Source organism: Novosphingobium sp. PhB55, from assembly GCF_004368805.1.
Taxonomy (GTDB): domain Bacteria; phylum Pseudomonadota; class Alphaproteobacteria; order Sphingomonadales; family Sphingomonadaceae; genus Novosphingobium.
Genome location: NZ_SODQ01000001.1, coordinates 280644 through 303258, shown reverse-complemented (window position 1 = coordinate 303258; position 22615 = coordinate 280644). Strand labels below are relative to the sequence as shown.

The 22615-nt window shown below is 65.2% G+C and carries 20 protein-coding genes; 12 read left to right on the top strand and 8 right to left on the bottom strand.

The window, feature by feature from the left end; genetic code table 11:
- Positions 1–63: 63 nt before the first annotated feature.
- The 3 genes from EDF57_RS01455 to tpiA form a co-directional block, all read right to left on the bottom strand.
- Positions 64–1692, bottom strand: a complete 1629-nt coding sequence (locus EDF57_RS01455) for a CTP synthase (RefSeq protein WP_132262618.1) — start codon at positions 1690–1692, stop codon at positions 64–66.
- A gap of 151 nt (positions 1693–1843) precedes the next feature.
- On the bottom strand, positions 1844–2314 hold the full coding sequence (secG, locus tag EDF57_RS01450; RefSeq protein WP_243840824.1) for a preprotein translocase subunit SecG: 471 nt from the start codon (positions 2312–2314) through the stop codon (positions 1844–1846).
- Positions 2315–2463: 149 nt separating this feature from the next.
- Complete coding sequence (gene tpiA, locus EDF57_RS01445) at positions 2464–3222, bottom strand: triose-phosphate isomerase (RefSeq protein ID WP_132262616.1); 759 nt, start codon at positions 3220–3222, stop codon at positions 2464–2466.
- Between the two features lie 303 nt (positions 3223–3525).
- Between tpiA and EDF57_RS01440 the strand changes: the two genes are divergently transcribed.
- The 9 genes from EDF57_RS01440 to lexA all read left to right on the top strand — a co-directional run bounded on the left by EDF57_RS01440 (position 3526) and on the right by lexA (position 12858).
- Positions 3526–5493, top strand: a complete 1968-nt coding sequence (locus EDF57_RS01440; RefSeq protein WP_134092849.1) for a peptidylprolyl isomerase — start codon at positions 3526–3528, stop codon at positions 5491–5493.
- 25 nt (positions 5494–5518) lie between these two features.
- Positions 5519–7030 carry a chorismate-binding protein gene (locus tag EDF57_RS01435; protein ID WP_134092848.1) on the top strand — a complete coding sequence of 504 codons (1512 nt, stop codon included), beginning with the start codon at positions 5519–5521 and terminating at the stop codon, positions 7028–7030.
- Between the two features lie 85 nt (positions 7031–7115).
- On the top strand, positions 7116–7904 hold the full coding sequence (locus EDF57_RS01430; RefSeq protein WP_134092847.1) for a phosphodiester glycosidase family protein: 789 nt from the start codon (positions 7116–7118) through the stop codon (positions 7902–7904).
- Positions 7901–8497 (top strand): aminodeoxychorismate/anthranilate synthase component II, encoded by a 597-nt coding sequence (locus EDF57_RS01425; protein ID WP_134092846.1) that lies wholly within the window; start codon positions 7901–7903, stop codon positions 8495–8497. The genes EDF57_RS01430 and EDF57_RS01425 overlap by 4 nt, the downstream gene beginning before the upstream one ends.
- A gap of 8 nt (positions 8498–8505) precedes the next feature.
- Positions 8506–9498 carry an anthranilate phosphoribosyltransferase gene (trpD, locus tag EDF57_RS01420; protein WP_134093245.1) on the top strand — a complete coding sequence of 331 codons (993 nt, stop codon included), beginning with the start codon at positions 8506–8508 and terminating at the stop codon, positions 9496–9498.
- A gap of 26 nt (positions 9499–9524) precedes the next feature.
- Positions 9525–10316, top strand: coding sequence for an indole-3-glycerol phosphate synthase TrpC (gene trpC, locus EDF57_RS01415; protein ID WP_134092845.1), 792 nt, complete (start codon positions 9525–9527; stop codon positions 10314–10316).
- Between the two features lie 13 nt (positions 10317–10329).
- Entirely contained in the window at positions 10330–10815 is a 486-nt protein-coding gene (gene moaC, locus EDF57_RS01410) for a cyclic pyranopterin monophosphate synthase MoaC (protein WP_134092844.1), read from the top strand.
- Complete coding sequence (locus tag EDF57_RS01405; protein WP_134092843.1) at positions 10812–12026, top strand: molybdopterin molybdotransferase MoeA; 1215 nt, start codon at positions 10812–10814, stop codon at positions 12024–12026. The genes moaC and EDF57_RS01405 overlap by 4 nt, the downstream gene beginning before the upstream one ends.
- A 133-nt stretch (positions 12027–12159) precedes the next feature.
- On the top strand, positions 12160–12858 hold the full coding sequence (gene lexA / locus EDF57_RS01400) for a transcriptional repressor LexA (RefSeq protein WP_132262606.1): 699 nt from the start codon (positions 12160–12162) through the stop codon (positions 12856–12858).
- Between the two features lie 47 nt (positions 12859–12905).
- Here the strand turns inward: lexA and EDF57_RS01395 are convergent, their stop codons facing one another.
- Positions 12906–15119, bottom strand: coding sequence for a ComEC/Rec2 family competence protein (locus EDF57_RS01395; RefSeq protein ID WP_134092842.1), 2214 nt, complete (start codon positions 15117–15119; stop codon positions 12906–12908).
- Between the two features lie 29 nt (positions 15120–15148).
- Between EDF57_RS01395 and gltX the strand changes: the two genes are divergently transcribed.
- The 3 genes from gltX (at position 15149) to EDF57_RS01380 (ending at position 18602) form a co-directional block, all read left to right on the top strand.
- Entirely contained in the window at positions 15149–16603 is a 1455-nt protein-coding gene (gene gltX, locus EDF57_RS01390; protein WP_132262603.1) for a glutamate--tRNA ligase, read from the top strand.
- A 13-nt stretch (positions 16604–16616) separates the two neighbouring features.
- On the top strand, positions 16617–17900 hold the full coding sequence (locus tag EDF57_RS01385) for a citrate synthase (RefSeq protein WP_134092841.1): 1284 nt from the start codon (positions 16617–16619) through the stop codon (positions 17898–17900).
- Between the two features lie 480 nt (positions 17901–18380).
- A complete protein-coding gene (locus EDF57_RS01380) occupies positions 18381–18602 on the top strand; it encodes a hypothetical protein (RefSeq protein ID WP_132262599.1) in 222 nt (73 codons plus the stop codon).
- Positions 18603–18646: 44 nt separating this feature from the next.
- On the opposite strand, the gene EDF57_RS01375 is transcribed toward EDF57_RS01380, so the two are convergent.
- The 4 genes from EDF57_RS01375 to EDF57_RS01360 form a co-directional block, all read right to left on the bottom strand.
- The gene (locus EDF57_RS01375) at positions 18647–20023 is read right to left on the bottom strand and encodes a sensor histidine kinase (protein ID WP_134092840.1); all 1377 of its coding nucleotides are present in this window, start codon (positions 20021–20023) and stop codon (positions 18647–18649) included.
- On the bottom strand, positions 20023–20976 hold the full coding sequence (locus tag EDF57_RS01370; RefSeq protein ID WP_134092839.1) for a hypothetical protein: 954 nt from the start codon (positions 20974–20976) through the stop codon (positions 20023–20025). The genes EDF57_RS01375 and EDF57_RS01370 overlap by 1 nt, the downstream gene beginning before the upstream one ends.
- A 35-nt stretch (positions 20977–21011) precedes the next feature.
- A complete protein-coding gene (locus tag EDF57_RS01365) occupies positions 21012–22178 on the bottom strand; it encodes a hypothetical protein (RefSeq protein WP_243840823.1) in 1167 nt (388 codons plus the stop codon).
- Positions 22179–22283: 105 nt separating this feature from the next.
- Positions 22284–22586, bottom strand: coding sequence for an Hpt domain-containing protein (locus EDF57_RS01360; protein ID WP_134092837.1), 303 nt, complete (start codon positions 22584–22586; stop codon positions 22284–22286).
- Positions 22587–22615 lie beyond the last annotated feature (29 nt).

The following is a 22615-nucleotide window of genomic DNA, read 5'->3' as shown; positions in this document are numbered from 1 at the left end:
ACGCGAACGAAAAGAGGCGGCCTCCTGCGAGACCGCCTCTTTAATTTCAACCCTGTCCGAAGATCAGACCAGTCGCGCCTGGCGCAAGGCCGCGGCGATGAAGCCTGCGAACAGCGGATGCGGCTCGAACGGGCGGGACTTGTATTCCGGATGGAACTGCACGCCCACGAAGAACGGGTGGTCCGGCCGCTCGACAATCTCGGGCAGCAGGCCGTCGGGCGACATGCCGGAGAAGATCAGGCCATCGCCTTCCAGCGTCTCGCGATACTGGGCATTGACCTCGTAACGGTGACGATGGCGCTCCGAAATCTCGGTGGCGTTGTAGATCGAGGCAACGTGACTGTTCGGCGAAAGCTCGGCCTTGTAGGCGCCAAGGCGCATCGTGCCGCCAAGGTCGCCGCCTTCTGCGCGTTTTTCCAGGCCGTCTTTGCCCATCCACTCAGTGATGATGCCGACGACGGGATCTTCGGTCGGACCGAACTCGGTCGAGTTGGCCTTCTCGACACCCGCGGAACGGGCGCCTTCGATGCAGGCCATCTGCATGCCGAGGCAGATGCCGAAGAAGGGAACTTCGCGCTCGCGGGCGAAGCGCACCGATGCGATCTTGCCCTCGGTGCCGCGCTCGCCGAAGCCGCCCGGTACCAGGATGCCGTGCATCGGTTCGAGTGCTGCGGCGATCTCCGAATCTTCCTTCTCGAAGATTTCCGCATCGATCCAGTTGACGTTGACCTTCACGCGGTTGGCCATGCCGCCGTGAACGAGCGCTTCGTTCAGCGACTTGTAGGCGTCCTGCAGACCGACGTACTTGCCGACGACACCGATGGTCACTTCACCCTCGGGGTGCTCGAAGCGGTCGGTGATGTCGTTCCAGCGCGACAGATCCGGCGCTTCCGACGCCATGCCGAAGTGATGCAGCACTTCGGCGTCGAGACCCTCGTGGTGGTACTGGAGCGGGACCGCGTAGATGTTCGGCGCGTCGAGCGCGGGGATCACCGCCTGCGGACGGACGTTGCAGAACAGCGCGATCTTGCGGCGCTCGCTCTCGGGCAGTTCCCGGTCGCAGCGGCACAGCAGGATGTCGGGCTGGATGCCGAGACCGGTCAGCTCGCGCACGGAGTGCTGCGTCGGCTTGGTCTTCAGCTCGCCGGCGGCCGCGATATAGGGCACCAGCGTCACATGGACGAAGCAGGTCTGCTCGCGGCCCAGTTCGTTGCGCAGCTGGCGCAGCGCCTCGACGAAGGGCAGGCCCTCGATATCGCCGACCGTGCCGCCGATCTCGCAGAGAACGAAGTCGAGATCCTCGGTCTCCGTCATCGCGAAGTCCTTGATCGCGTCGGTGACGTGCGGGATCACCTGGACGGTGGCGCCGAGATAGTCGCCGCGGCGCTCCTTGGCGATGATGTCCTGGTAGATACGGCCCGAGGTGATGTTGTCAGCCTGGCGCGCCGAAACGCCGGTGTAGCGTTCGTAGTGGCCCAGATCGAGGTCCGTCTCCGCGCCATCGTCGGTGACGTAGACTTCGCCGTGCTGATACGGGCTCATCGTGCCCGGATCGACGTTCAGATAGGGATCGAACTTGCGGATGCGGACGCGATAACCGCGTGCCTGCAAGAGAGCCGCGAGGCTCGCCGCCATGAGACCTTTGCCGAGCGAGGAGACCACGCCGCCGGTGATAAAAATATGCCGCGCCATGGGAGTCGGCCCTTAAATTGCATGGGGGCACGAGCGCAAGAGCGCTGTGCCTGAATCCACAGTTCAAAACGAATGGAATGCCGCCTGCCAGAGCCAGACGGCATTCCTGTTACGATGATGCGCCGGGGTGAACCCTGCTGATCGGACCGTTTTACTGGCCGGCAGCACCCGAAAGCGGATCATTGGCCGGTGCGGTTCCAGCAGGCGCAGTCCCGGCAGGAGCAGTCCCGGCAGGAGCAGTCCCGGCAGGAGCAGTCCCGGCAGGAGCAGGGCTGGCGCCGTTTGCCGGAGCGGCAGCCGGGGCAGCTGCGCCGGCGAGCGGATCGGCCGGCTGCGCGGGCGCGGCCGGAGCCGTCTCGCGCTGAAGCGAAGTATCGATGTCACGGCCAGTGGTCTCGTTGACCGCCAGTGCCGCCAGCACGATAGAAAGGATCACGAAGATCGCCGCAAGAATGCCGGTTGCACGGGTCATGAAGTTGGCCGCACCGCGCGCCGACATGATGCCCGAAGGGCTACCGCCGCCGACACCGAGACCGCCGCCTTCCGACTTCTGCATCAGGATGATCCCGACGAGCAGGAGCGCGACAATCGCCTGGACAACGGTCAGGAAGGTGAACAGCATCTTGCGTTTTTCTCAGTCTTCTGTGGGGACGCTTCCAGCGGAAGCCGTGCCCTCGTCTCAAGCCGCGCAGATAGGCGCTCGCGGCCTTCTGTGCAAGTCATCAGCCGAACCGTCGCCACAAAGCGCGCGATCCGGCCGAAATCGGAAAGTCAGTCGTTGCCCAGCGAGGCTGCGGCACCGACGATCGCCAGGAAGCTCTCGGCGCTCAGGCTGGCACCGCCGACCAGCGCTCCGCCCACGTCGGGCACGGAGAGCAGTTCGCCGGCGTTCTCCGCCTTTACCGAGCCGCCGTAGAGAATGCGCACGTCCGCCCCGCCCTCGCCGTAGATGGCAACGAGCTTGGCGCGGATCGCCGCGTGCATGGCGGCCACGTCTTCGATCGAGGGCACGCGTCCGGTGCCGATCGCCCAGACCGGCTCGTAGGCCAGCGAGAGCTTCTCGGGCAGGCCGTCAATGGCCGGAGCCGAGCCCTCGATCTGCGCGGCGACCACGGATTCGGCATCGCCTGCATCGCGCTGGGCTTCGGTTTCGCCCACGCAGAGAATCACCGCGAGGCCCGCGGCGAGCGCCGCCTCGGCCTTGGCCTTCACATCGCCATCGCGCTCACCGTGAAGCGTGCGGCGCTCCGAGTGGCCGACGATCGTGAAGTCCGCGCCTGCATCCTTGAGCATGGGGGCAGAGATATCGCCGGTGAAGGCACCGCTGTCTTCCGCGCGGCAATCCTGCCCGCCGACACCGATCAGTTCGACGGCATCGCGGACGCGGTAGAGCAACGTCGCCGGCGGCGCGACCGCCACCTGCACCTTCGGAAAGCGTGCGGCAGCCCGGTCGATCGCGCGCGCCTCATTGAGCATCGCACGCGTGCCGTTCATTTTCCAGTTACCGACGATGTAAGGCAGACCAGCCATGTTATTGGGAAACCTTGATTTCAGAGCGCGCAGAGTGCCCGGAAGGCCCGCTGGGAGCGGGAATCACAAGCCGCGCTTTCGGGGCGCTGCTAGTGCAGGGAGGGCTCACTTGTCAAAATCCGTGCATTCCCGGTTCAGTCGCAACCGCGGATGGAAGCCACGATTTCCCGAGTCGCGAGCGCCTTATCGAACGTCGCCATTGCAGGATGACACAAGCCACCCTAAAGCCTGCCCCGTTTCGCGCGGTGGCAAGGCCATCGCGCTCCGATTGAACCCAAATTTACACGCTGATCGGCACGGTACATGCTCTCACTCTTCCGAAACCTCCTGAAGTCCAAGATCGGTGCCGGCATTGCCCTGGCGGTGCTGGTGCTCATCACGCTGGCCTTCGTCGGCGGCGACCTGACCGGCCTGGGCGATTCCACCGGGATCACCGCGGGCAAGTCCGTTGCCACTGTCGGCAAGGACGAGGTCGAGGAGAACGAACTGGGCCTGGCCGCCAAGTCCGCGCTTTCGCGGGTGCAGGCCCAGGATCCGACGATGACCATGAAGGTCCTCATCGCCCAGGGCGGCCTTGAGCAGGTTCTCGACGAACTGATCGATCGCACCGCGACCGCGTTCTTCGGCAAGAAGATCGGCGTCGTCGCCGGCGACCGCCTGATCGACAGCGAGATCGCCCGCATTCCCGCCTTCCAGGGCGTGGATGGCAAGTTCGACCAGGCAACCTTCCGCCAGCTTCTCGGCCAGCAGGGTCTTTCGGAAAAGTCGCTTCGCGAAGACATCGCGCAGGGCCTGATCGCGCAGCAGCTCATGCTGCCCGCCCAGTTCGGCACCTCGATGTCGACGTTCGCGGCCAAGCGCTATGCGGCCCTGCTCGACGAGAACCGCGCCGGTTCGGTCGTCGCCCTTCCCTCGCAGCTGTTCTTCCCTGCGAAAGAGCCGAACGACGCCGATCTCCAGGCCTTCTACAAGAGCCACACCAACGCCTTCATCCGTCCCGAACGCCGCGTGATCCGCTATGCCACCTTCGGCGAGGACGCGGTCAAGGCGATCCCCGCTCCCACGGACGCGGATATCGCCAAGCGGTACCAGGCGGACAAGTCGATCTACGCCGCGCAGGACAATCGCAAGATCACCCAGCTGATCGTTCCGACCGAAGCCGCGGCCAAGGCCGTCGCCGCCGAAGTCGCGGGCGGCAAGACGCTCGAAGCCGCTGCCCAGGAAAAGGGCCTTTCCGCCGCCAAGCTCGAGTTCTTCAGCAAGGACCAGCTCTCCAGCCAGTTCTCGCCGGCCGTTGCCAACGCCGTGTTTGCAGCCCCTGTCGGCAAGCTCACGGCGCCGCAGAAAAGCGCTCTCGGCTGGCACCTGATCCGCGTCGAGGGCGAGCAGAAGAAGCCGGAGCGCCCCCTCGCCGCCGTCAAGGACGAGATCGCCGCCAAGCTGAGCACCGAAAAGAAGCAGGCCGCTTTCACCGACCTGCTCGCCAAGATCGAGGACGAGTTCGCCAATGGCGCCAGCCTCGTCGAAGTCGCCAAGTCGCTTGGCGCCACTGTCGAGACGACCGCACCGGTCACCGCAAACGGCCAGATCTACGGCAAGCCCGGTGAGACCGCGCCTGCCCTGCTGCAGCCGGTGCTGAAGACCGCCTTCGGCATGGACCAGGAAAAGCCGCAGACCGCGCAAGTCGGCAAGGACGGCAACCAGGTCGCGGCCGAGCGCAACTTCATCGTCTACGACGTCACCGACATCACGCCTTCCGCGCCGGCTCCCTACAAGGAGATCGTCGGCGACGTGAAGGCCGCCTGGGCGCTCGACAGGGGCGGGGCTGCTGCCAAGGCCGCCGCGCTCCAGATCCAGACGCAGATCCGCCAGGGCAAGACCGTCGAACAGGCCGTTGCCGCTGCAGGCAAGCAGTTGCCCGTCGAGCAGGTCTCGATGTCGCGCGCCACGCTGACTGCAGCGCTGCGCTCGGGCCGCCAGGTGCCGCCGCCGGTCTCGCTGATGTTCCACATGGCCAAGGGCACCGTGAAGGTGCAGTCGGCCGGACAGGATCGCGGCTGGTTCGTCGTCGTCCTCAAGGACGTCGTGCCCGGCAAGGTCGAATCGCCCCAGCTCGTCGAAGGCACCCAGCGCGAGCTGGGCGGCCAGATGGGCCAGGCCTATACCGACGCGCTCGGCAAGGCGATCCGCAAGGAAGTGGGCGTGACCAAGCACGACAAGGCCATCAAGGCCGTGCGCGACCAGCTCGCCGGCACCGGCAGCGCCGAATAAGGCCAATCAGATGAAGACCGGGGTCATGGAACGCGAATCGGATCGCCTTGCGGCATTGGCGCAGCTCTCCAAGGGCAAGCCGGCACTGCTCTGGCGCAAGCTCGTGGCCGATACCGAAACCCCGGTCGCCGTCGCGCTCAAGCTCTTCGAGGAAGGCCGCGGCGACTTTCTGCTCGAATCGGTCGAAGGCGGCGAGACGCGCGGGCGCTACAGCCTGATCGGCCTCGATCCCGACCTGGTGTTCCGCGCCGAAGGCCAGGGCTGCGAGATCAACCGCGACTGGCAGAACGACCGCGAGGCTTTCGCGCCGCTGGCCGGCGAAACGCTGGTGGAACTGCGTGCGCTGGTCGAAAGCTGCCGCTTCGACGTTCCTGCCGCGCTTCCGCCCGCCCTCGCCTGCCTTGTCGGCTATTTCGGCTACGAGACCATCGGCCTTGTCGAAAAGCTGCCGCGCGCGCCGCAAAGCGCGCTCGCCTTGCCCGACATGCTGTTCGTGCGCCCTTCGCTGATACTGGTGTTCGACCGCCTGAGCGACGAACTCTTCTGCGTCGCCCCGCTCTGGCCGGAAGCCGGCACGCCGGAGCGCCTGGTCGAACTGGCCGCCGAGCGCATCGACGAAGCCTTGCGCAAACTGGCCGCGCCCGCCCCGGTCCTGCCCAGCGCGAGCGATCTTCCCGAGCCCGTCCAGACCCCGGTCATGTCCGCGTCCGACTACGAAGCCATGGTTCTCAAGGCCAAGGACTACATCGAGGCGGGCGACATCTTCCAGGTCGTGCTGGCGCAGCGTTTCACCTGCGAATTCACCCTGCCTCCGCTGGCGCTCTATCGATCGCTGCGCCGCGTGAACCCGTCGCCCTTCCTCTATTTCCTCGACATGCCCGGCTTCGCGCTGATCGGCTCGAGCCCGGAAATCCTCGTCCGCGTCCGCGAGGGCGAAGTGACGATCCGTCCCATCGCCGGCACCCGTCCGCGCGGCAAGACGGCCTCGGAAGACAAGGCCAACGAAGTCAGCCTGCTTGCCGATCCCAAGGAACGGGCCGAGCACCTCATGCTGCTCGACCTCGGCCGCAACGACGTCGGCCGCGTGGCGGCTGCCGGCACCGTCGAAGTGACCGACAGCTACACGATCGAACGCTACAGCCACGTCATGCACATCGTCTCGAACGTGGTGGGCAAACTCGACACGGCCAGACACGATGCCATCGACGCCGTCTTCGCAGGCTTCCCGGCAGGCACCGTTTCCGGGGCGCCCAAGGTTCGCGCCTGCGAGGTCATCGCCGAGCTGGAGCCGGAAACGCGCGGCGCCTATGCCGGCGGCGTCGGCTATTTCGCCCCGGACGGTTCGGTCGATTCCTGCATCGTGCTGCGCACCGGCGTGCTGAAAGACGGCATCCTTCACGTTCAGGCCGGCGCCGGCATCGTTGCCGACAGCGTCCCCGCCTACGAGCAGCGCGAGTGCGAGGCCAAGTCCGGCGCGCTCTTTGCCGCGGCCCGCGAAGCGGTTCGCGTCGCCGGTGAACCGGGTTTCGGGCAGTGACCGGCATAGAGGCCTTCCCGATCCCGGGGCTTCGGAACCTGCGTCTCCGGAACTTCGGCCTCAAGTCCGGGGCAGCAGCCTGCCGATGGTGACGCGCGCCGGCAGCATTGCCGCCTTCGCGCTCCTCGTCGCCGCCTGCTCATCCGACGCCGCCCCCGAGCCCAAGGTTTCCCCACCGCCTCCGTCCTGTGAAGGCGCGACGTTCGAAGGCGCAAGCTTCACGCATTGCCTGGCCGATCCTGCGCGCCATTCGATCCACATGGTGCTCGGCCCCAAGGGCGCTGCGCCCTATCGCAGCCTGTCGGAACTGGCGGCTAGCCGCCCCTCCGGCCGGCACGCGGTGGCCTTCGCGATGAACGGCGGCATGTTCGACGACAAGGGACAGCCCATCGGTTATTTCGTCGAGGAAGGCGAGCGGGGCCACAAGCTCAACACCAACGCGGGCTGGGGTAATTTCCACCTCCAGCCCAACGGCGTGTTTTATGGCGACGCGAAAGGACAATGGGCGATCCGGGCCACGGACGATTTCGCCAAGAGCGTCTCCAACCGGCCCGACTTCGGCACGCAGTCCGGACCGATGCTGGTGATCGGCGGCAAGCTTCACCCCAAGATCGACGCGGACGGCGAATCGAGGAAGCTGCGCAATGCCGTGGGCGTCGACCGGAAAGGCCGCGCGCATTTCGTGATTTCGGACGAGCCGGTGTCCTTCGGCAAGCTCGCCCGGCTGTTCCGCGACAAACTCGATTGCCCCAATGCGCTGTTTCTCGACGGCAGCGTATCCTCGCTCTGGGACCCCGAGCACGGGCGCGTGGACGGCGGACCTCCGCTCGGCCCCTTGATCGTCGTCGAGAAAGCGACGAAAGGCGTTAAATGATCCTCGTCATCGACAACTACGACAGCTTCACCTGGAACCTCGTCCATTACGTGATGGAACTTGGCGCCGAAGTCGAAGTCGTCCGTAACGACGCGCTCTCCGCCGCGCAGGCCATCGACAGCGGCGCCCAGGGTTTCCTGCTGTCGCCTGGCCCCTGCACGCCCAACGAGGCAGGCATCAGCCTCGACCTCGTCGGTGCCGCCACCGATGCCGGAAAGCCCCTGCTCGGCGTCTGCCTGGGCCACCAGTCAATCGGCCAGTACTTCGGCGGCAAAGTGGTTCGCGGCGGGCTGATGCACGGCAAGACCTCGCCGGTGACTCATGACGATACCGGCGTTTTCGCAGGCATCCCCTCACCTTTCACGGCGACCCGCTATCACTCGCTGATCGTCGAGAACATTCCCGAGGCGCTCAAGGTCAACGCCCGCTCGGACGATGGCCATGTCATGGGCTTCCGCCATGCCGATCTGCCTATCCATGGCGTCCAGTTCCATCCGGAAAGCATCGCCACCGAGCATGGCCATGCGATGCTGGCCAATTACCTGAGGCTCTGCGGCATCGACGCCCGGCTGCCCGCACGGATCGCGGCGTGACCTTGCAGATGACATTGCCCGACCCGCTCCATCCCATCGAGGAAGCCGAAGCCGAGCACGCTTTCGGGCTGATCCTCGACGGCAATGTCGATGACGATTCGATCGTCCGCTTCCTCATCGCCCTCACCGAACGAGGCGAGACTTCAGGCGAAATCGCCGGTGCTGCCCGGGCGATGCGCGCGCGCATGATCCCGATCTCGGCGCCCGCCAACGCCATCGACGTCTGCGGCACGGGCGGTGACGGCCATCACACGCTCAATGTCTCGACCGCGGTATCGCTGGTGGTTGCCGCCTGCGGCGTGCCCGTCGCCAAGCACGGCAACCGCGCCGCCAGTTCCAAGGCCGGCGCAGCCGATACGCTCGAAGCGCTGGGGCTCAACCTCGACCGCGCCGCGGAAACGGCTGAGGAAACGCTCGGCGACCTCGGCATCTGCTTCCTCTTCGCCGCCCGGCATCACCCCGCGATGGGACGGATCATGCCGATCCGCAAGGCCATCGGCCGCCGTACGATCTTCAACCTGATGGGGCCGCTGGCAAACCCTGCAAACGTCACGCGCCAGCTCGTCGGCATTGCCCGACCAGCCTATGTGCCGATCTATGCCGAGGCATTGATGCACCTGGGCAGCACGCATTCTTTCGTCATTTCCGGCGACGAGGGGCTGGACGAACTCAGCCTCGCCGGCGGCAACGAAGTCGCCGAGATCAAAGACGGCGAGCTTTCGATGCGCCGCGTCTCGCCTGAGGATGTAGGGCTGCCCATCTCTCCTGTCGGGGCGATACGGGGCGGCGATGCCGCGCATAATGCCGATGCCCTCCGGCGACTGCTGCTCGGCGAGCATGGCGCCTATCGCGATGCCGTCCTGCTCAATGCCGCGGGCGCCCTCATCGTTGCCGGTGAGGTCGAAACCTGGCGGGAAGGCGTGGAAGAGGCTGCCGAGGCTATCGACAAGGGCTTGGCCAATGCTCTGCTCAATTGCTGGATTTCCGCGCTTCGGGCTTGAGGCGCTGCGTGTTTTCGAGGGTACCGATGTCCGACAAGCTTACCGAGATCTGCGACACCAAGCGCATCGAAGTGCAAACGCGCAAGGGTTTCGCGACGCTGGATGACCTGGATGCCCGGTCCCGCGAACAGAGCGCACCCCGCGGCTTCGAGGCGGCCCTGCGCCGGAAGGCGGAGACCGAATTCGCCTTGATCGCGGAGATCAAGAAAGCTTCGCCTTCCAAGGGTTTGATCCGGCCGGATTTTCGCCCCACCGAACATGCCATCGCTTATGAACGCGGCGGTGCGGCCTGCCTCTCGGTGCTGACCGACGCGCCTTACTTCCAGGGCCATGAAGATTTCCTCGTCGAGGCCCGGGCCGCCTGCTCGCTTCCGGTGATCCGCAAGGATTTCATGATCGATCCCTGGCAGGTCGCCGAGGCGCGCTCGATCGGCGCCGACGCGATCCTGATCATCGTCGCCGCGCTGGACGACGTGCTTATGGCCGAAATCGAGGCTGCGGCGCGTGAGCGCGGGATGGACTGCCTGGTCGAAGTCCACAACGAAGACGAGATGGAGCGGGCGAGCCGCCTCAAGTCGCGTCTCATTGGCGTGAACAACCGTGATCTCAAGCGGTTCGCTACCGATATTTCGACGACGGAACGCCTCGCCCCGCTGGCACCCGCCGGCACCCTGCTCGTGAGCGAAAGCGGCATCAACACTCACGACGATCTGGAACGGCTGTCGGCTTGCGGCGCCCGTACTTTCCTCGTTGGCGAGAGCCTGATGCGTCAGGCCGATGTCCAAGCGGCAACCCGCCAGCTCCTCTTCGCAGATTGAGGATAGCCCGCGCTTGAGCAAGTCCCTTACTCACATCGATGCGGAAGGCTCGGCCCGCATGGTCGACGTTGGTGCCAAGGCCGCGACCCGCAGGGTCGCCGTGGCGTCCGGACGGATCACGATGAGCGCCTCGGCCCTGGAAGCGATCCGCGCCGGCAATGCACCGAAAGGCGACGTGCTGGGAACGGCGCGCATCGCGGGGATCATGGCCGCCAAGAAGACGGCGGACCTCATCCCGATGTGCCACCCGCTGACGCTCGACGCCGTGAACCTGGATTTCACGTTCGAGGACAGCGCCGTGCTGGCAGTGGGCACTGCATCGCTGAGCGGCAAAACCGGGGTGGAAATGGAAGCCATTACAGCGGTTTCCGTTGCTCTGCTGACAATTTACGACATGGCCAAGGCGCTCGACAAGGGCATGGTGATCGGTGACATTCGCCTGATCGAAAAGCGCGGGGGCAAATCGGGCGACTGGAAGATCGAGACATCGCCGCGATGATCCCGCCGATCGCTCTGGAAGAGGCACAGGCCCGTCTGCTTGCGCTGGTCGAGCCGCGGCCCATCGAACACGTCGACATCGACAGTGCGCTGGGTCGCTATCTCGCAGCCCCGTTGCTGGCACGCCGGGTCCAGCCCGCCGCCGATATCTCCGCCATGGACGGTTATGCCGTAAGCGAAGGGGACTTGTCCGGACCCTGGCAGGTGATCGGTGAAAGCGCGGCAGGACGGCCTTTCGGTGCAGCCGTCGATCCGGGCCAAGCCGTGCGGATCTCCACCGGCGCCCTGTTGCCCGACAATGCGCGGGCCGTGATCCTGCAGGAGGATGTCGACCGGAACGGCGATCGCCTTGCCCTCACGGGAGAGGCGCCCTCACCAGGCCACAAGCACGTCCGCTTCCGCGGCATGGATTTCGCCGATGGAGCGCCGCTGCTCGCCGCCGGGGCACTGATCGGACCGGCCCAGGCCGGTCTTGCCATTTCGGCGGGCCACCGACATCTCGCCGTCCGCCGCCGCCCCCGGCTCACCGTGATCGATAGCGGCGATGAATTGTCCGGCGATCCCGAATGCTGCGCAGCCCATCAGATACCCGCCAGCAACGGCGCCATGCTGACCGCTCTTGCGCGTAGCGTCCCCGTCGATGCAAATCGAAATGGACCAATCCCCGACGATCTGGACGCTCTGGTCGCCGCCTTCGACGCGGCCGCCGATGCCGACGTGATCGTGACGAGCGGGGGAGCGTCAGTGGGCGATCACGACCTTCTTCGGCCGGCACTGGAAAAATGGGGCGCGGAAATCGACTTCTGGCGCGTCGCTATCAAACCCGGCAAACCGCTCATGGTCGCGACACGGCAGACGGCAGGGCGTCGTCAACTGGTGATCGGGCTTCCCGGCAATCCCGTGTCCAGCCTGGTAACTGCATATTTCTTCGTTCTTCCCGTACTGCGCGCATTTCTGGGCGCTTCGCAGCCCTTACCCCGCGCGATTGCCACCAGGCTTTCGGCACCTTTGAATACGGTGGGTGCGCGCCGCGAATTCCTGCGGGGATCTTGGGACGGTGAGGCGGTCCATGCCCTCTCGCTACAGGATAGCGGCGCCTTGTCCTCACTTGCCGCCAGCAATGTCCTGATCGACCGGTCGGCGCATGCCCTCGCCGCTGATCGCGGTGATCCGGTTCAGGTGTTCTTGCTCCAAAATGGCGGTATTGCTTGACGATACTCTATTCGTTGCATAATTGTTCCCTCATTGTTCGCAGACAAGTTCCCTGAACGACACATCAAGTCAGCCGGGGCCGGTTCGTCGGGCGATTCAGGCCAAGTGCCACAGAACACATGAGGCTAAGCAGATGTTGACGCGCAAGCAGCACGAATTGCTCCGGTTCATCCAGGTCCGGCTTGAAGAAAGCGGCATTTCCCCCAGCTTCGAGGAAATGAAGGAAGCGCTCGATCTCAAGTCGAAGTCGGGCGTCCATCGATTGATTTCCGCGCTGGAGGAACGTGGCTTCATCCGCCGCCTTCCCAACCGTGCCCGCGCTCTCGAAGTGCTCCGCCAGCCCGAAGATGCCACGAGCAAGCCGGCCAAGGCCGCGGCTGCGGTATCGGCGGCGCGTGGCGGCAACGCCGCACCTTCCCGTCCGGCGGCGGTAGCCAGGCCAGCCAACGATGTGATCGAAATCCCCCTACATGGTCGTATCGCCGCGGGCGTGCCGATCGAGGCCCTGGAAGGCCAGTCCTCGCTGCCGGTGCCTGCGGCCCTGCTCGGTGCAGGCGATCATTATGCGCTGGAAGTCTCGGGCGACTCGATGGTCGATGCCGGCATTCTCGACGGAGATTTCGCACTCGTAAAGCGGACCACCACGGCCAGGGATGGCGAGATCGTCGTCGCCCTTGTCCGGGGCGAGGAAGCGACGCTCAAGTATCTGCGCCGGGAAGATGGCATGGTGCGCCTCGATCCCGCGAACGCCGCTTACGAACCGCAGATCTACGGACCTGACGAAGTAGAAGTCCAGGGCAAGCTGGCAGGCCTGCTGCGCCGCTATCATTGATCCATCTCAGGAGGGCGCCCTGTTCGCCCTCCTGAGGCCAGCGGTCGCTAATACCATCCCTTGCGTTCGACCATGGCCGGCGCAGCGGGTTTCCACCAGCCATGATTTCCTTGCCCCTCCGCCACGGTCGTCACACTGCGGCTTGCAAGATCGATAGTCAGCCCGCCCGTTCGATCCAGCATCTGGCGATCAACTTTGAGCCACTTCGGTCGGCAGGTCCTCGGCAAGCGGCGCTCGGCAATCACCACGTCGGCCCACCCGCACGCCTCGGACAGTTGCATCTCGGGGACGATGGCCCTCCCCCGCGCGATCAACACATGCCGAGCCTCCACGCCGTGACGTAGCTCGACGGCGCAGAAGTCCGCGTTGCATCGCGTTCCGGGCGCCGTCTGCGCATTGATCGGGACCTCTCGCGTCCCGGCAACTTCCATGAGGTTGTCCAGGGCGAAATCGCCGGAACCGGCGCGGAGCATCACGAGCCGATGGCTCTCGGGATCGATCCAGCCCACATGGCGGCCATCGCCCGAAACCATGATGTCCGGAACCGGAATGAGCATCAAGCCGAAGAAACCGGCAGCTATAGGCAAAATCCCCCATAGCCGGATGCGACTGTCCCAAAGGCCCAGCCAGAGCCCTCCAGCAACAAACAACGCAAAATGCCACCCACTCATCGTGGGCATCACCCGAACGGCTCGCGGTTCCGCGGCTATGAAGCGGGCGATGGCCAGCAGGGCGTCGATAGCGTGGTTCGCCAGCCACCACACCGGACCTCCAAGCCCAACCACATCGAGCAGCAGCGCCAGGGCGACGAAAGGCATGATGACCAGCGTCGTCAAAGGGATCGCGATCACATTGGCGACAGAACCATAGAGGCCGGCACGATGGAAATGGAACAGGGCGATGGGCATCAACGCAAATTCGATCGCAATGCCGGTGATCAGGATCATCGTGAGGTTGCGCACGGCCTTGAACGGCCAGGCCTCTTCCCGGGGTGCCAACCAGCGCTTCAGCGGCTCTGCATTGCCGAGTGCCACCAGTACCATCACCGCCGCGAAGCTCATCTGGAAGCTGGGACCGACGACCGACTCGGGCCAGATGACCAGCACGATGACAGCCGCCACCGCCAGCAAGCGCATGGACAGCGCTTCACGGCCCCATGCCATGGCAGCGAGAACGAGCAGAGCGCCCAGGAAAGCCCGCATGGTAGGCACCTGCGAGCCGCTCAGCAGCGTGTAACCCAGCCCCGCGGCCGCACCGCATGTTGCGGCCAATATCGGCAGGCGGACCCTCAGGGCCAGTGCCGGGAAAAGGGCCAGAAGGCGCAATACGACGAAATAGACGCAGCCGATCACGGCACTCACGTGAAGTCCGCTGATCGACAGAAGGTGAGCCAGGCCCGCATCGCGCATGGCCTGGGCATCACCCTGGCCGATCGCGCCCATGTCTCCGGTCGTCAGCGCTGCCGCGATACCGCCCGGCGACCCCGCGAGATGCGTCGTTATATGACGGGACAACGCGGCACGCTGGTCGGCGAGCCAATCGCCTCCACGCCCGAGCGATATCACTTCGACCGGCGATGTAATCGAGCCCGTGGCCGACAGGCCCGAAAACCAGGCCGCGCGCGCAAAATCGTATCCACCAGGGAACATGGGTGATGCCGGAGGGGTAAGCCGGCCCCGGAACCGAATGACCGCACCGGTGCTCAGCGGCTGTTCCCGCAGCGCGGTCGGCAGGTTGACCCTGACCTTGATGGACCGCCCGCTTCGTGGCTCTCGCAACGCCAGTGTCAGCCGATCCCGCTGCAGCGCCGGCTGCTCTTCGAGCGACAGGACCCGGGCCGTGAAGATGCCCGACATGGTCCGCTCTATGGCCGGTTGCCCGACGATTTCCGACCGGGTCCAGATCGACAGGCACCCTGCCAGGACGACCAGCGATAGCGAAAGGATCGCCTGTCTGATATAAGGAAACCGAGCCGATCCCACGTGCCAGTTCAATGCGAATAATGCAATCGCGACGCATACTACGCAAAGGGCTGCCCATGTCGCTGCAGACGACAGGAAAAACCAAGCAATTGCGCCAGTTCCAAAGGCCACGGCCAGCCACGGCGCTCTGGTGAAACTGCAGTTCGAAAGAAAACACTCGACACCCGCCAAACCGCTCGACAAGTGGCTCTTGCTGATCCATGGGCGATGCTGCAATGCAGCGCCTCCGGCTAAAACCGGACGCTCGAAATCAACCGTCGTGGCGGCGTGGCTGGCCATGGCGAGCATAGGACAGGAAGGTTATTAGAATGGCAAGCGGCAGTGCATCGAGCGGAGCGGCGGCAAGCAAGGCCGTCGTCACGCGCTTTGCCCCCTCGCCCACGGGTTATCTCCATATCGGAGGCGCTCGTACCGCTCTCTTCAACTGGCTTTTCGCCCGTCACCACGGCGGCAAGTATCTGCTTCGCATCGAGGACACCGACCGCGCGCGCTCGACCGAGCCGGCGATCGAGGCGATCTTCGACGGACTGACCTGGCTCGGCCTCGATGGCGACGAACCGGCGGTGTTCCAGTTCGCCCGTTCGGACCGCCATGCTGAAGTGGCCGCCGATCTGTTGGCTAACGGCCATGCCTATCGCTGCTACCTCACGACCGAGGAACTCGCCGAACGCCGCCAGAAGGCGCAGGAAGAACGCCGCCCGTTCCGCATCGACAGCGAATGGCGCGATGCCGATCCCTCGACTTGGCCCGCCGACAAGTCCTACGTCGTGCGCGTCAAGGCGCCGCGTGACGGCGAGACCACGATCACCGATCTGGTCCAGGGCGAAGTCACCGTTCGGAACGAGGAAATCGACGATTTCGTCATCCTGCGCTCCGACGGTACGCCGACCTACATGCTGGCCGTCGTCGTGGACGATAACGACATGGGCGTTACCCATGTCCTGCGCGGTGACGACCACCTCAACAACGCCTTCCGCCAGCTCGTGATCATTCACGGCATGGGCTGGGAAGTGCCGGTCTACGGCCATGTGCCGCTGATCCACGGTTCGGACGGCGCCAAGCTTTCCAAGCGTCACGGCGCTCTTGGCGTCGATGCCTACCGCGACGAGATGGGCGTCCTGCCGGAAGCGCTGTTCAACTATCTGCTGCGCCTTGGCTGGGGCCACGGCGATGAAGAATTCATCAGCCGCGAACAGGCCGTGAAGTGGTTCGACATGGCCGACGTCGGCAAGTCGCCCTCGCGCTTCGATCTCGCGAAGCTGCAGAATCTCAATGGCCACTACTTGCGTGAGGCGAATGACGCCCGCCTGGCGGAACTGGTCCTGCCGCGCCTGGTCCAGGCCGGCTACGAACACACCGACCTTGCCCTGCTTGCGCAGGCGATGCCGGTACTGAAGGTCCGTGCAAAGGACCTCAACGAACTTGCAGAAGGCGCGGCCTTCCTGTTTGCCAAGCGTCCGCTCGCGTTCAGCGAGAAGGCGCAGGCGCTGTTGACGGACGAGGCGCGGGGGCGCCTTGCCGCCATTCACGAGCGTCTTTCCAGCGAGCCCGAATGGCTCCTGGAGGCACTGGAAGCCAACCTGAAGGCAATGGCCGAGGATCTGGGATTGGGCCTCGGCAAGCTCGCGCAACCCTTGCGGGCGGCCCTGACTGGTCAAACGACCTCTCCGGGTATTTTCGACGTATTGGTTCTGCTCGGCCGGGACGAAAGCCTCGCACGCATTGGCGCGCAGGCGGACGCCGCGACCGGGTCGCACATATAAGGAGTAAGAACTGGTGGGTGATCAGGTCAAACTGAATGCTGGTGGCACGGAATTCGACTACCCCGTACTGAAGGGCAGTGTCGGCCCGGATGTCATCGATATCCGCAAGCTCTACGCCCAGACGGGCAAGTTCACGTACGATCCCGGCTTCACGTCGACGGCCAGCTGCGAAAGCGCGCTGACCTATATCGACGGCGACGAAGGCGTGCTGCTCCATCGCGGCTACCCGATTGGCCAGCTGGCTGAAAATTCGTCGTTCATGGAAACCAGCTACTTGCTGCTCAATGGCGAACTGCCGAGCGCCGACGAACTGGCAACCTTCGAAAACACCATCACGCGCCACACGATGCTCCACGAGCAGCTGGCGAACTTCTACCGCGGCTTCCGCCGTGACGCCCACCCGATGGCGATCATGTGCGGCGTCGTCGGCGCGCTCTCGGCGTTCTATCACGACTCGACCGACATCTCGGACCCCGAGCACCGCAAGATCAGCTCGCACCGCCTGATCGCCAAGATGCCGACGATTGCGGCAGCGGCCTACAAGTACTCGGTCGGCCAGCCCTTCGTCTATCCTGACAACAAGCTGAGCTACACCGGCAACTTCCTGCGCATGACCTTCGGCGTGCCTGCGGAAGAGTATGAAGTGATCCCGGCCGTCGAAAAGGCCATGGACCGCATCTTCATCCTGCACGCCGACCACGAGCAGAACGCCTCGACCTCGACCGTGCGTCTTGCCGGTTCGTCGGGCGCCAACCCGTTCGCATGCATCGCGGCCGGTATCGCCTGCCTCTGGGGTCCTGCGCATGGCGGCGCCAACGAAGCCGCGCTCAACATGCTCAAGGAAATCGGCACGCCGGACAAGATCCCGCACTACATCGAGCGTGCGAAGGACAAGAACGATCCGTTCCGCCTGATGGGCTTCGGTCACCGCGTCTACAAGAACTACGATCCCCGCGCCACGGTCATGCAGAAGACCGTTCGCGAGGTGTTCGACGCGCTGAAGGTTACCGACCCGCTCTTCGAGACTGCCCTGCGCCTCGAGGAAATCGCGCTCAACGATCCGTACTTCGTCGAGAAGAAGCTGTTCCCGAACGTCGACTTCTACTCGGGCATCATTCTCTCGGCCATCGGCTTCCCGACCACGATGTTCACGGCGCTCTTCGCCCTCGCCCGCACCGTGGGCTGGGTGGCGCAATGGAACGAAATGATCTCCGATCCCGGCCAGAAGATCGGCCGCCCGCGTCAGCTCTACACCGGCCCGACGCAGCGCGATTTCGTGCCGATCGGCCAGCGCTGAGCCCGTTGCTCGCAAGAGCGACCAAGGCAGTGCACCGATAGCAGAAGGGCCCTCGCGCAAGCGGGGGCCTTTCTTTTTGTGCGCGCGCATTCAGGCAGCCCGCCGGCGCGGCACCTGGTTAAGGCCGCTATGTACAAGTGCTTGATATGAGAGAGGCCAAGCGATAGCTTTCAGGGCAGCAACAAAGCATTGGCTACGGGGGCGTTAGCAGATGATCCTCAGTGCTTTCCGGCCGGATTCCATGTTTTTCCTGAGCTTGGCGGGGGTTTTCCCGGCTCGAGATCCACGAACCGGGGCTGTAGAAGCCGAAGGCATGGGTCAAACGCGTGCTCGCCCCCGGCCGAAGCTCGGATCGATGCCGGTCCACCGACTTGCCGGGCACCAAGAACGTGACCGCGGTTACCGGAGCTTTCCCGTTTCACGCCCTAAGATAGCCGCGCAAACCCGGCATTCTCACAAGATAAAACAGGAGGAATTGTAATGTCATTCCTCAGGCTTCTTGCCTTTGTCATAGGACTGTTCGGCATCGTCGTGGGCCTGCTCTGGGTCGGCCAAGGCACGGGGATCATCTCGTGGCCGAGCGACAGCATGATGCTGGATGACCGCTCCTGGGCCGTGCGCGGCGCGGTCATGGCGGCGGTGGGCGTCATCCTGCTGTGGCTGGCGCGTCGCGGCAAGGATGCCAACGATCACCGCTTGTGAAGGGAGCGCCTGTGAAGGAGACGCCTGTGAACAGGCGCCGCTGATCAGCCCGGAAGGTCGGCGGGCACTTCGAGAATGAAGCGTGCGCCCTGCCCCGGTGCGCTGTCCACCAGCAGATCGCCGCCCATAGCCCGCGCCAGGCTGCGCGAAATGTAGAGGCCGAGGCCGGAACCACCGTCCCCGCTGCGACCGAGCCGTTCGAACTTGTCGAAGATCTTGCCCTGCTGCTCTTGCGACAGCCCCGGTCCCTGGTCCGCCACGATGATCCGGGCGCGATCGCCCAGCGCTTCGAGGCGGATCCAGATGTGCGAGCGCTCCGGCGAGTAGCGAATGGCATTGCCGATAAGGTTCAGCAGAACCTGCAGAACGCGGCGATATTCCGCCACCGCTGGCAGGACTTCCGAGCCATGCGGCGCCTCTATGACGATGCCTTTTTCCTGAGCGCGGACATTCAGGATGCCGGCGGCCTGCCGGGCCAGCTCCGATAGGTCTACCCGGTCCGGCGCCGTGCTGAAGCCTTCCGTCTCGACCACTTCGAGATCGGCGAGATCTTCCAGCAATCCCAGAAGCAGTTTGCCAGCGCCGGCGATTTCGCCCGCATACTCCGCGTAGGCGTCCGGCAGCGGTCCGGCGAGCCGCGTGCGGATCGTCTCGGCATTGGCGATGATCCGCGAGATCGGCTGACGCAGCACCGGCGCCAGATCGTGTCCGACGAGGCTGCGGCGAAGCATCGGCTCCATGGGTTCGCGAACGGCTGCGGCCGAAGTGCCGGGCGTGTCCGACACCAGCAGAAGCTCGAAGCCCGCCGGATCGAAACCGGGTCGCATGTGCGGAACGAGCGAAACCCGCCACGACCGGCGCGATCCCGAAACGACCACGCGCGATCCGTCGAGCAGGCGCCAGTGCAGCGGCTGCTTGTGAGTGACTTTCTCGGGCGGCAGGAACTCGGTCCAGTGGCCGCCGAAACCGGCCTCCATCGCCGCCGCGACCCCGGCCAGTTCCGGGCTGTCCGACAGGACCGTGAGCACGCGCTGATCGGCATCAAGCTGGGCGCTCAACTCGGCAAGGTGCCGGTCGATCATCGTGCGCCGCCGCTCCACCGAAGCCGCATCCTCGACGGGCGCGGGAGCGGCCTGCCAGTTGCGGACGACGATCTGGCATCCTTCGTTCAGACCCTGCGGTTCCACTTCGACCCAGGCCGTGATCACGTCCCCGCCATCATGGGCGGTGACGGCGCGCGCAAGGCGGAAGCCGTAACGCCGGGCCTTGCGGACCAGTTCGAGCAATTCGGGAATGGCGATGGTGCCGGGCAGTTCGCCGCCGCAGCGCTCCTGAAGTCCCGCCAGCGGTTCGTCCGCTTCGAGCAGCCTGTCCTGCGCGTCGCTGACTGCGCGGGCAAGAATGGTACCTTCCATCAGCATCAGCCGCCCTGCCGTCCGCTGGCCAGGATCGAAGCCGCCACGTCCGCGCCCAACCTCTCGAAGCCTTCGGGCAGCATCGCTTCGGGATGAATGGCAAGGAACTGCTTTTCGATGTCCGCCGCCTTCAGTCCGGCCGCCCGCAGGGCCAGCGCCAGCCTGGCCAGTTGCGCCTCATGGGTTGCGAGCACCGCCGCCTCACGCCGCAGGCCGGAGCCCGCCGCAAGCGCCGTGAAGAACAGCGCCGCGCCCGCGTGACTCACGGAAAGGGCGATATGGAAGGCGCCGCCAAGCCCGGTCAGCAAACGCGAGGCCAGGCCCAGGCGGGTGGCACCTTCGTCATAGCTGCGGCGGATAGCGGCTTCCACCAGCACGAGGCGTTCGCCCATGATGGGCCGCGCCGCCATCGCGCTGCGCACGGCGAGGATCAGGCGGTGGAGCAGATCTCCCGGCAGTTCGGACAAGGGCAGGCTCATGCGCCGCTGCGCCTGGCACCAACGCGCCTGCGACGCGAGCCAGGTCACGGCCAAGGCGTGCGTGGCACCTTCAGCCGAGGCGAGCATTGCCTGGACGAGCGGGGGAACGACAGGATCCAGCGCCAGGCGCGTCTGCAACCGCTCGGTCATCTGCCATTCCAGGGCCATGGCGTGGACGTGGGACAGAAGCAGCGGATCCGCCATGAAGACGCGTGCCATGTCTTCGACGTCTTCGACAAGCGAGCCGGAATCCGCACCGCCCAGGTGAAGCGGCTCGACGATCTGGCGCGCCAGATCCGCCAGCACGCCGCGCACGCGCGCAAGAATTTCGTCGCTGAAAAGCGCACTGTCCTCGGCCGCGAGCAAGTACTGCAGTATCGGCAGCACGCTGTCGGCCATGGCATCGCCGCGCGCCAGGTCCGCACGGAGCAAAGCCTCCGCGGTCTGGTCGTCGGCCGGATGAACAGCGTTGTCGATCATCCGTCCCGTATACCCTGTATCTGGTTAAGCCCCGGTTAGTCCTTCCGACGTAGCGGAAGAGCCATGCCGGCCACAACGAGCGTGATCGCCAGAACTTCCACCAACGGCTCAACTTGCCCGAATCCTGCGGCAAAAGCCAGCACAAGTCCCAATGTGGCACGGTCTGTCGCCAGCGACGCCACCTTGCCGGTCACGAACCGGGGAATCAGGGCCAGAAGCATCATCAGCATGGCCGGTGGGAACATCCAAGAAATGAGCGATTCGCCCCCGAGCAGGGGAATGGCGGCCAGCAGCGACAGCCCGAAAAGCGTGTCGACCAGCCAGCGCAGCACATCGGCGCGCGGGATCGCGGGCGGCAATTGCCCCAGCGCCTGCCGCTCTACCGAACGCAGAAGCCGGCTCGCCTCGACCAGCAGCGCGGCTGCCACCAGCGAGAGAAAAGCGATCGTCACGAAACCGAACCAGGCAAGGCCGCCTGCCAGCGCCACCGCCACGAGCACGCCGAGGCTCAACATATTGCTGGCATTGCCCGCATGGAGCAGCGAGGACCCGAACGTCAGCACGCCGTAACGGGCCACGGCCCGGCCCGGCGAGACGCTGTCGCCATCGGCAAAACGCCCGCGCAGCCATTCCAGCTCCACCGCGTGAGCTTCGGCTTCATCGCGAATCAGCCGCCAATCGACGCCGCTGCGCACGGCCACGGGAACTTCGCGCATCGGTACGCCCGCTTGCAGCGCGATCCGTGTCAGCGCGGAATGCACATCGCAATCGCCTGGAAGCTCCTGAAGGTTTTCCACCAGGTGCCCCGGGATTCGCATCAATCCAGCGCTCGCCCGGTTGATGTCGATGCGCTCGAACCCGGCGGCCAGCCCGCCTTCGACCGGCTGGACAAGCACGGCCGGCGCCCTGCCCTCAAGCAATGGCATGACGCCGGCGGGCTCGACGAAGAGCCCTTCCCCGATCACGACCAGTTCGTCATTCGCCGTCACCAGCCCGGCAAGCGGTCTCGCGCCGGTGGCGATATGGAATTGCAGGCCGGCGTTCTCCGCCATGTGCTGAAGGGCGATCATCTCCGGCGACGGCCCCTTCGCAAGGCAGATCACCCGCTGGCAATCGAGCGCAAGGGCGAGCCCGAGCTGATGCTGCGCCAGGGTCGCGCCGCCCACGCGCAGGAAAGCGCGCGGCAGGGACTGACCCGCCACGGCAGGCTCCATCATGGCGAGCAATGCGATACGCAGTGTGTTAACCTCCAGCGACCCTTAGCCACTTAGGCAAAGGGCAGCCCGGTGCCAAGCGCGACGCTTGCATCAGCTGGCGGAAAACTCGGCAAGATAGGCATCGAGGCGCCTTATAACTCCGGGTTCGCCGGGAGCGCCGTCCAGCGCCTGCTCCGCCAGGGCCAGGAGCTGGGCCGAATGGAAGCTGGCCGCCAGCCCCTTCAGCCGCATGGCGGCAAGGTGCCAATTGCCATCGCAACGGGAGCGGGACAGCAGATCGGCCTGCCGCGCCACGCTTTCCAGATAGGACGCGCGCAACTCCGCGAAAAGCGCGGGATCCCCGCCCGCTGCCGCGGCGAGGGTCGCTTCGAGGGCACCTGCTTCATAAGCCATTTCCCCAGCTTAATGCCCAAAGGGTTAAA

What these genes read in the sequence shown, in the direction of transcription:
- EDF57_RS01405 (WP_134092843.1), top strand. Translation starts at nt 10,812, where the DNA reads ATGATCCCGCCGATCGCTCTGGAAGAGGCACAGGCCCGTCTGCTTGCG.
- secG (WP_243840824.1), bottom strand. Translation starts at nt 2,314, where the DNA reads ATGCTGTTCACCTTCCTGACCGTTGTCCAGGCGATTGTCGCGCTCCTG.
- EDF57_RS01455 (WP_132262618.1), bottom strand. Translation starts at nt 1,692, where the DNA reads ATGGCGCGGCATATTTTTATCACCGGCGGCGTGGTCTCCTCGCTCGGC.
- EDF57_RS01430 (WP_134092847.1), top strand. Translation starts at nt 7,116, where the DNA reads ATGGTGACGCGCGCCGGCAGCATTGCCGCCTTCGCGCTCCTCGTCGCC.
- EDF57_RS01380 (WP_132262599.1), top strand. Translation starts at nt 18,381, where the DNA reads ATGTCATTCCTCAGGCTTCTTGCCTTTGTCATAGGACTGTTCGGCATC.
- trpC (WP_134092845.1), top strand. Translation starts at nt 9,525, where the DNA reads ATGTCCGACAAGCTTACCGAGATCTGCGACACCAAGCGCATCGAAGTG.
- EDF57_RS01360 (WP_134092837.1), bottom strand. Translation starts at nt 22,586, where the DNA reads ATGGCTTATGAAGCAGGTGCCCTCGAAGCGACCCTCGCCGCGGCAGCG.
- EDF57_RS01395 (WP_134092842.1), bottom strand. Translation starts at nt 15,119, where the DNA reads ATGGCCAGCCACGCCGCCACGACGGTTGATTTCGAGCGTCCGGTTTTA.
- EDF57_RS01375 (WP_134092840.1), bottom strand. Translation starts at nt 20,023, where the DNA reads ATGCTGATGGAAGGTACCATTCTTGCCCGCGCAGTCAGCGACGCGCAG.
- lexA (WP_132262606.1), top strand. Translation starts at nt 12,160, where the DNA reads ATGTTGACGCGCAAGCAGCACGAATTGCTCCGGTTCATCCAGGTCCGG.
- trpD (WP_134093245.1), top strand. Translation starts at nt 8,506, where the DNA reads ATGACATTGCCCGACCCGCTCCATCCCATCGAGGAAGCCGAAGCCGAG.
- EDF57_RS01435 (WP_134092848.1), top strand. Translation starts at nt 5,519, where the DNA reads ATGGAACGCGAATCGGATCGCCTTGCGGCATTGGCGCAGCTCTCCAAG.
- tpiA (WP_132262616.1), bottom strand. Translation starts at nt 3,222, where the DNA reads ATGGCTGGTCTGCCTTACATCGTCGGTAACTGGAAAATGAACGGCACG.
- EDF57_RS01440 (WP_134092849.1), top strand. Translation starts at nt 3,526, where the DNA reads ATGCTCTCACTCTTCCGAAACCTCCTGAAGTCCAAGATCGGTGCCGGC.
- EDF57_RS01425 (WP_134092846.1), top strand. Translation starts at nt 7,901, where the DNA reads ATGATCCTCGTCATCGACAACTACGACAGCTTCACCTGGAACCTCGTC.
- gltX (WP_132262603.1), top strand. Translation starts at nt 15,149, where the DNA reads ATGGCAAGCGGCAGTGCATCGAGCGGAGCGGCGGCAAGCAAGGCCGTC.
- EDF57_RS01370 (WP_134092839.1), bottom strand. Translation starts at nt 20,976, where the DNA reads ATGATCGACAACGCTGTTCATCCGGCCGACGACCAGACCGCGGAGGCT.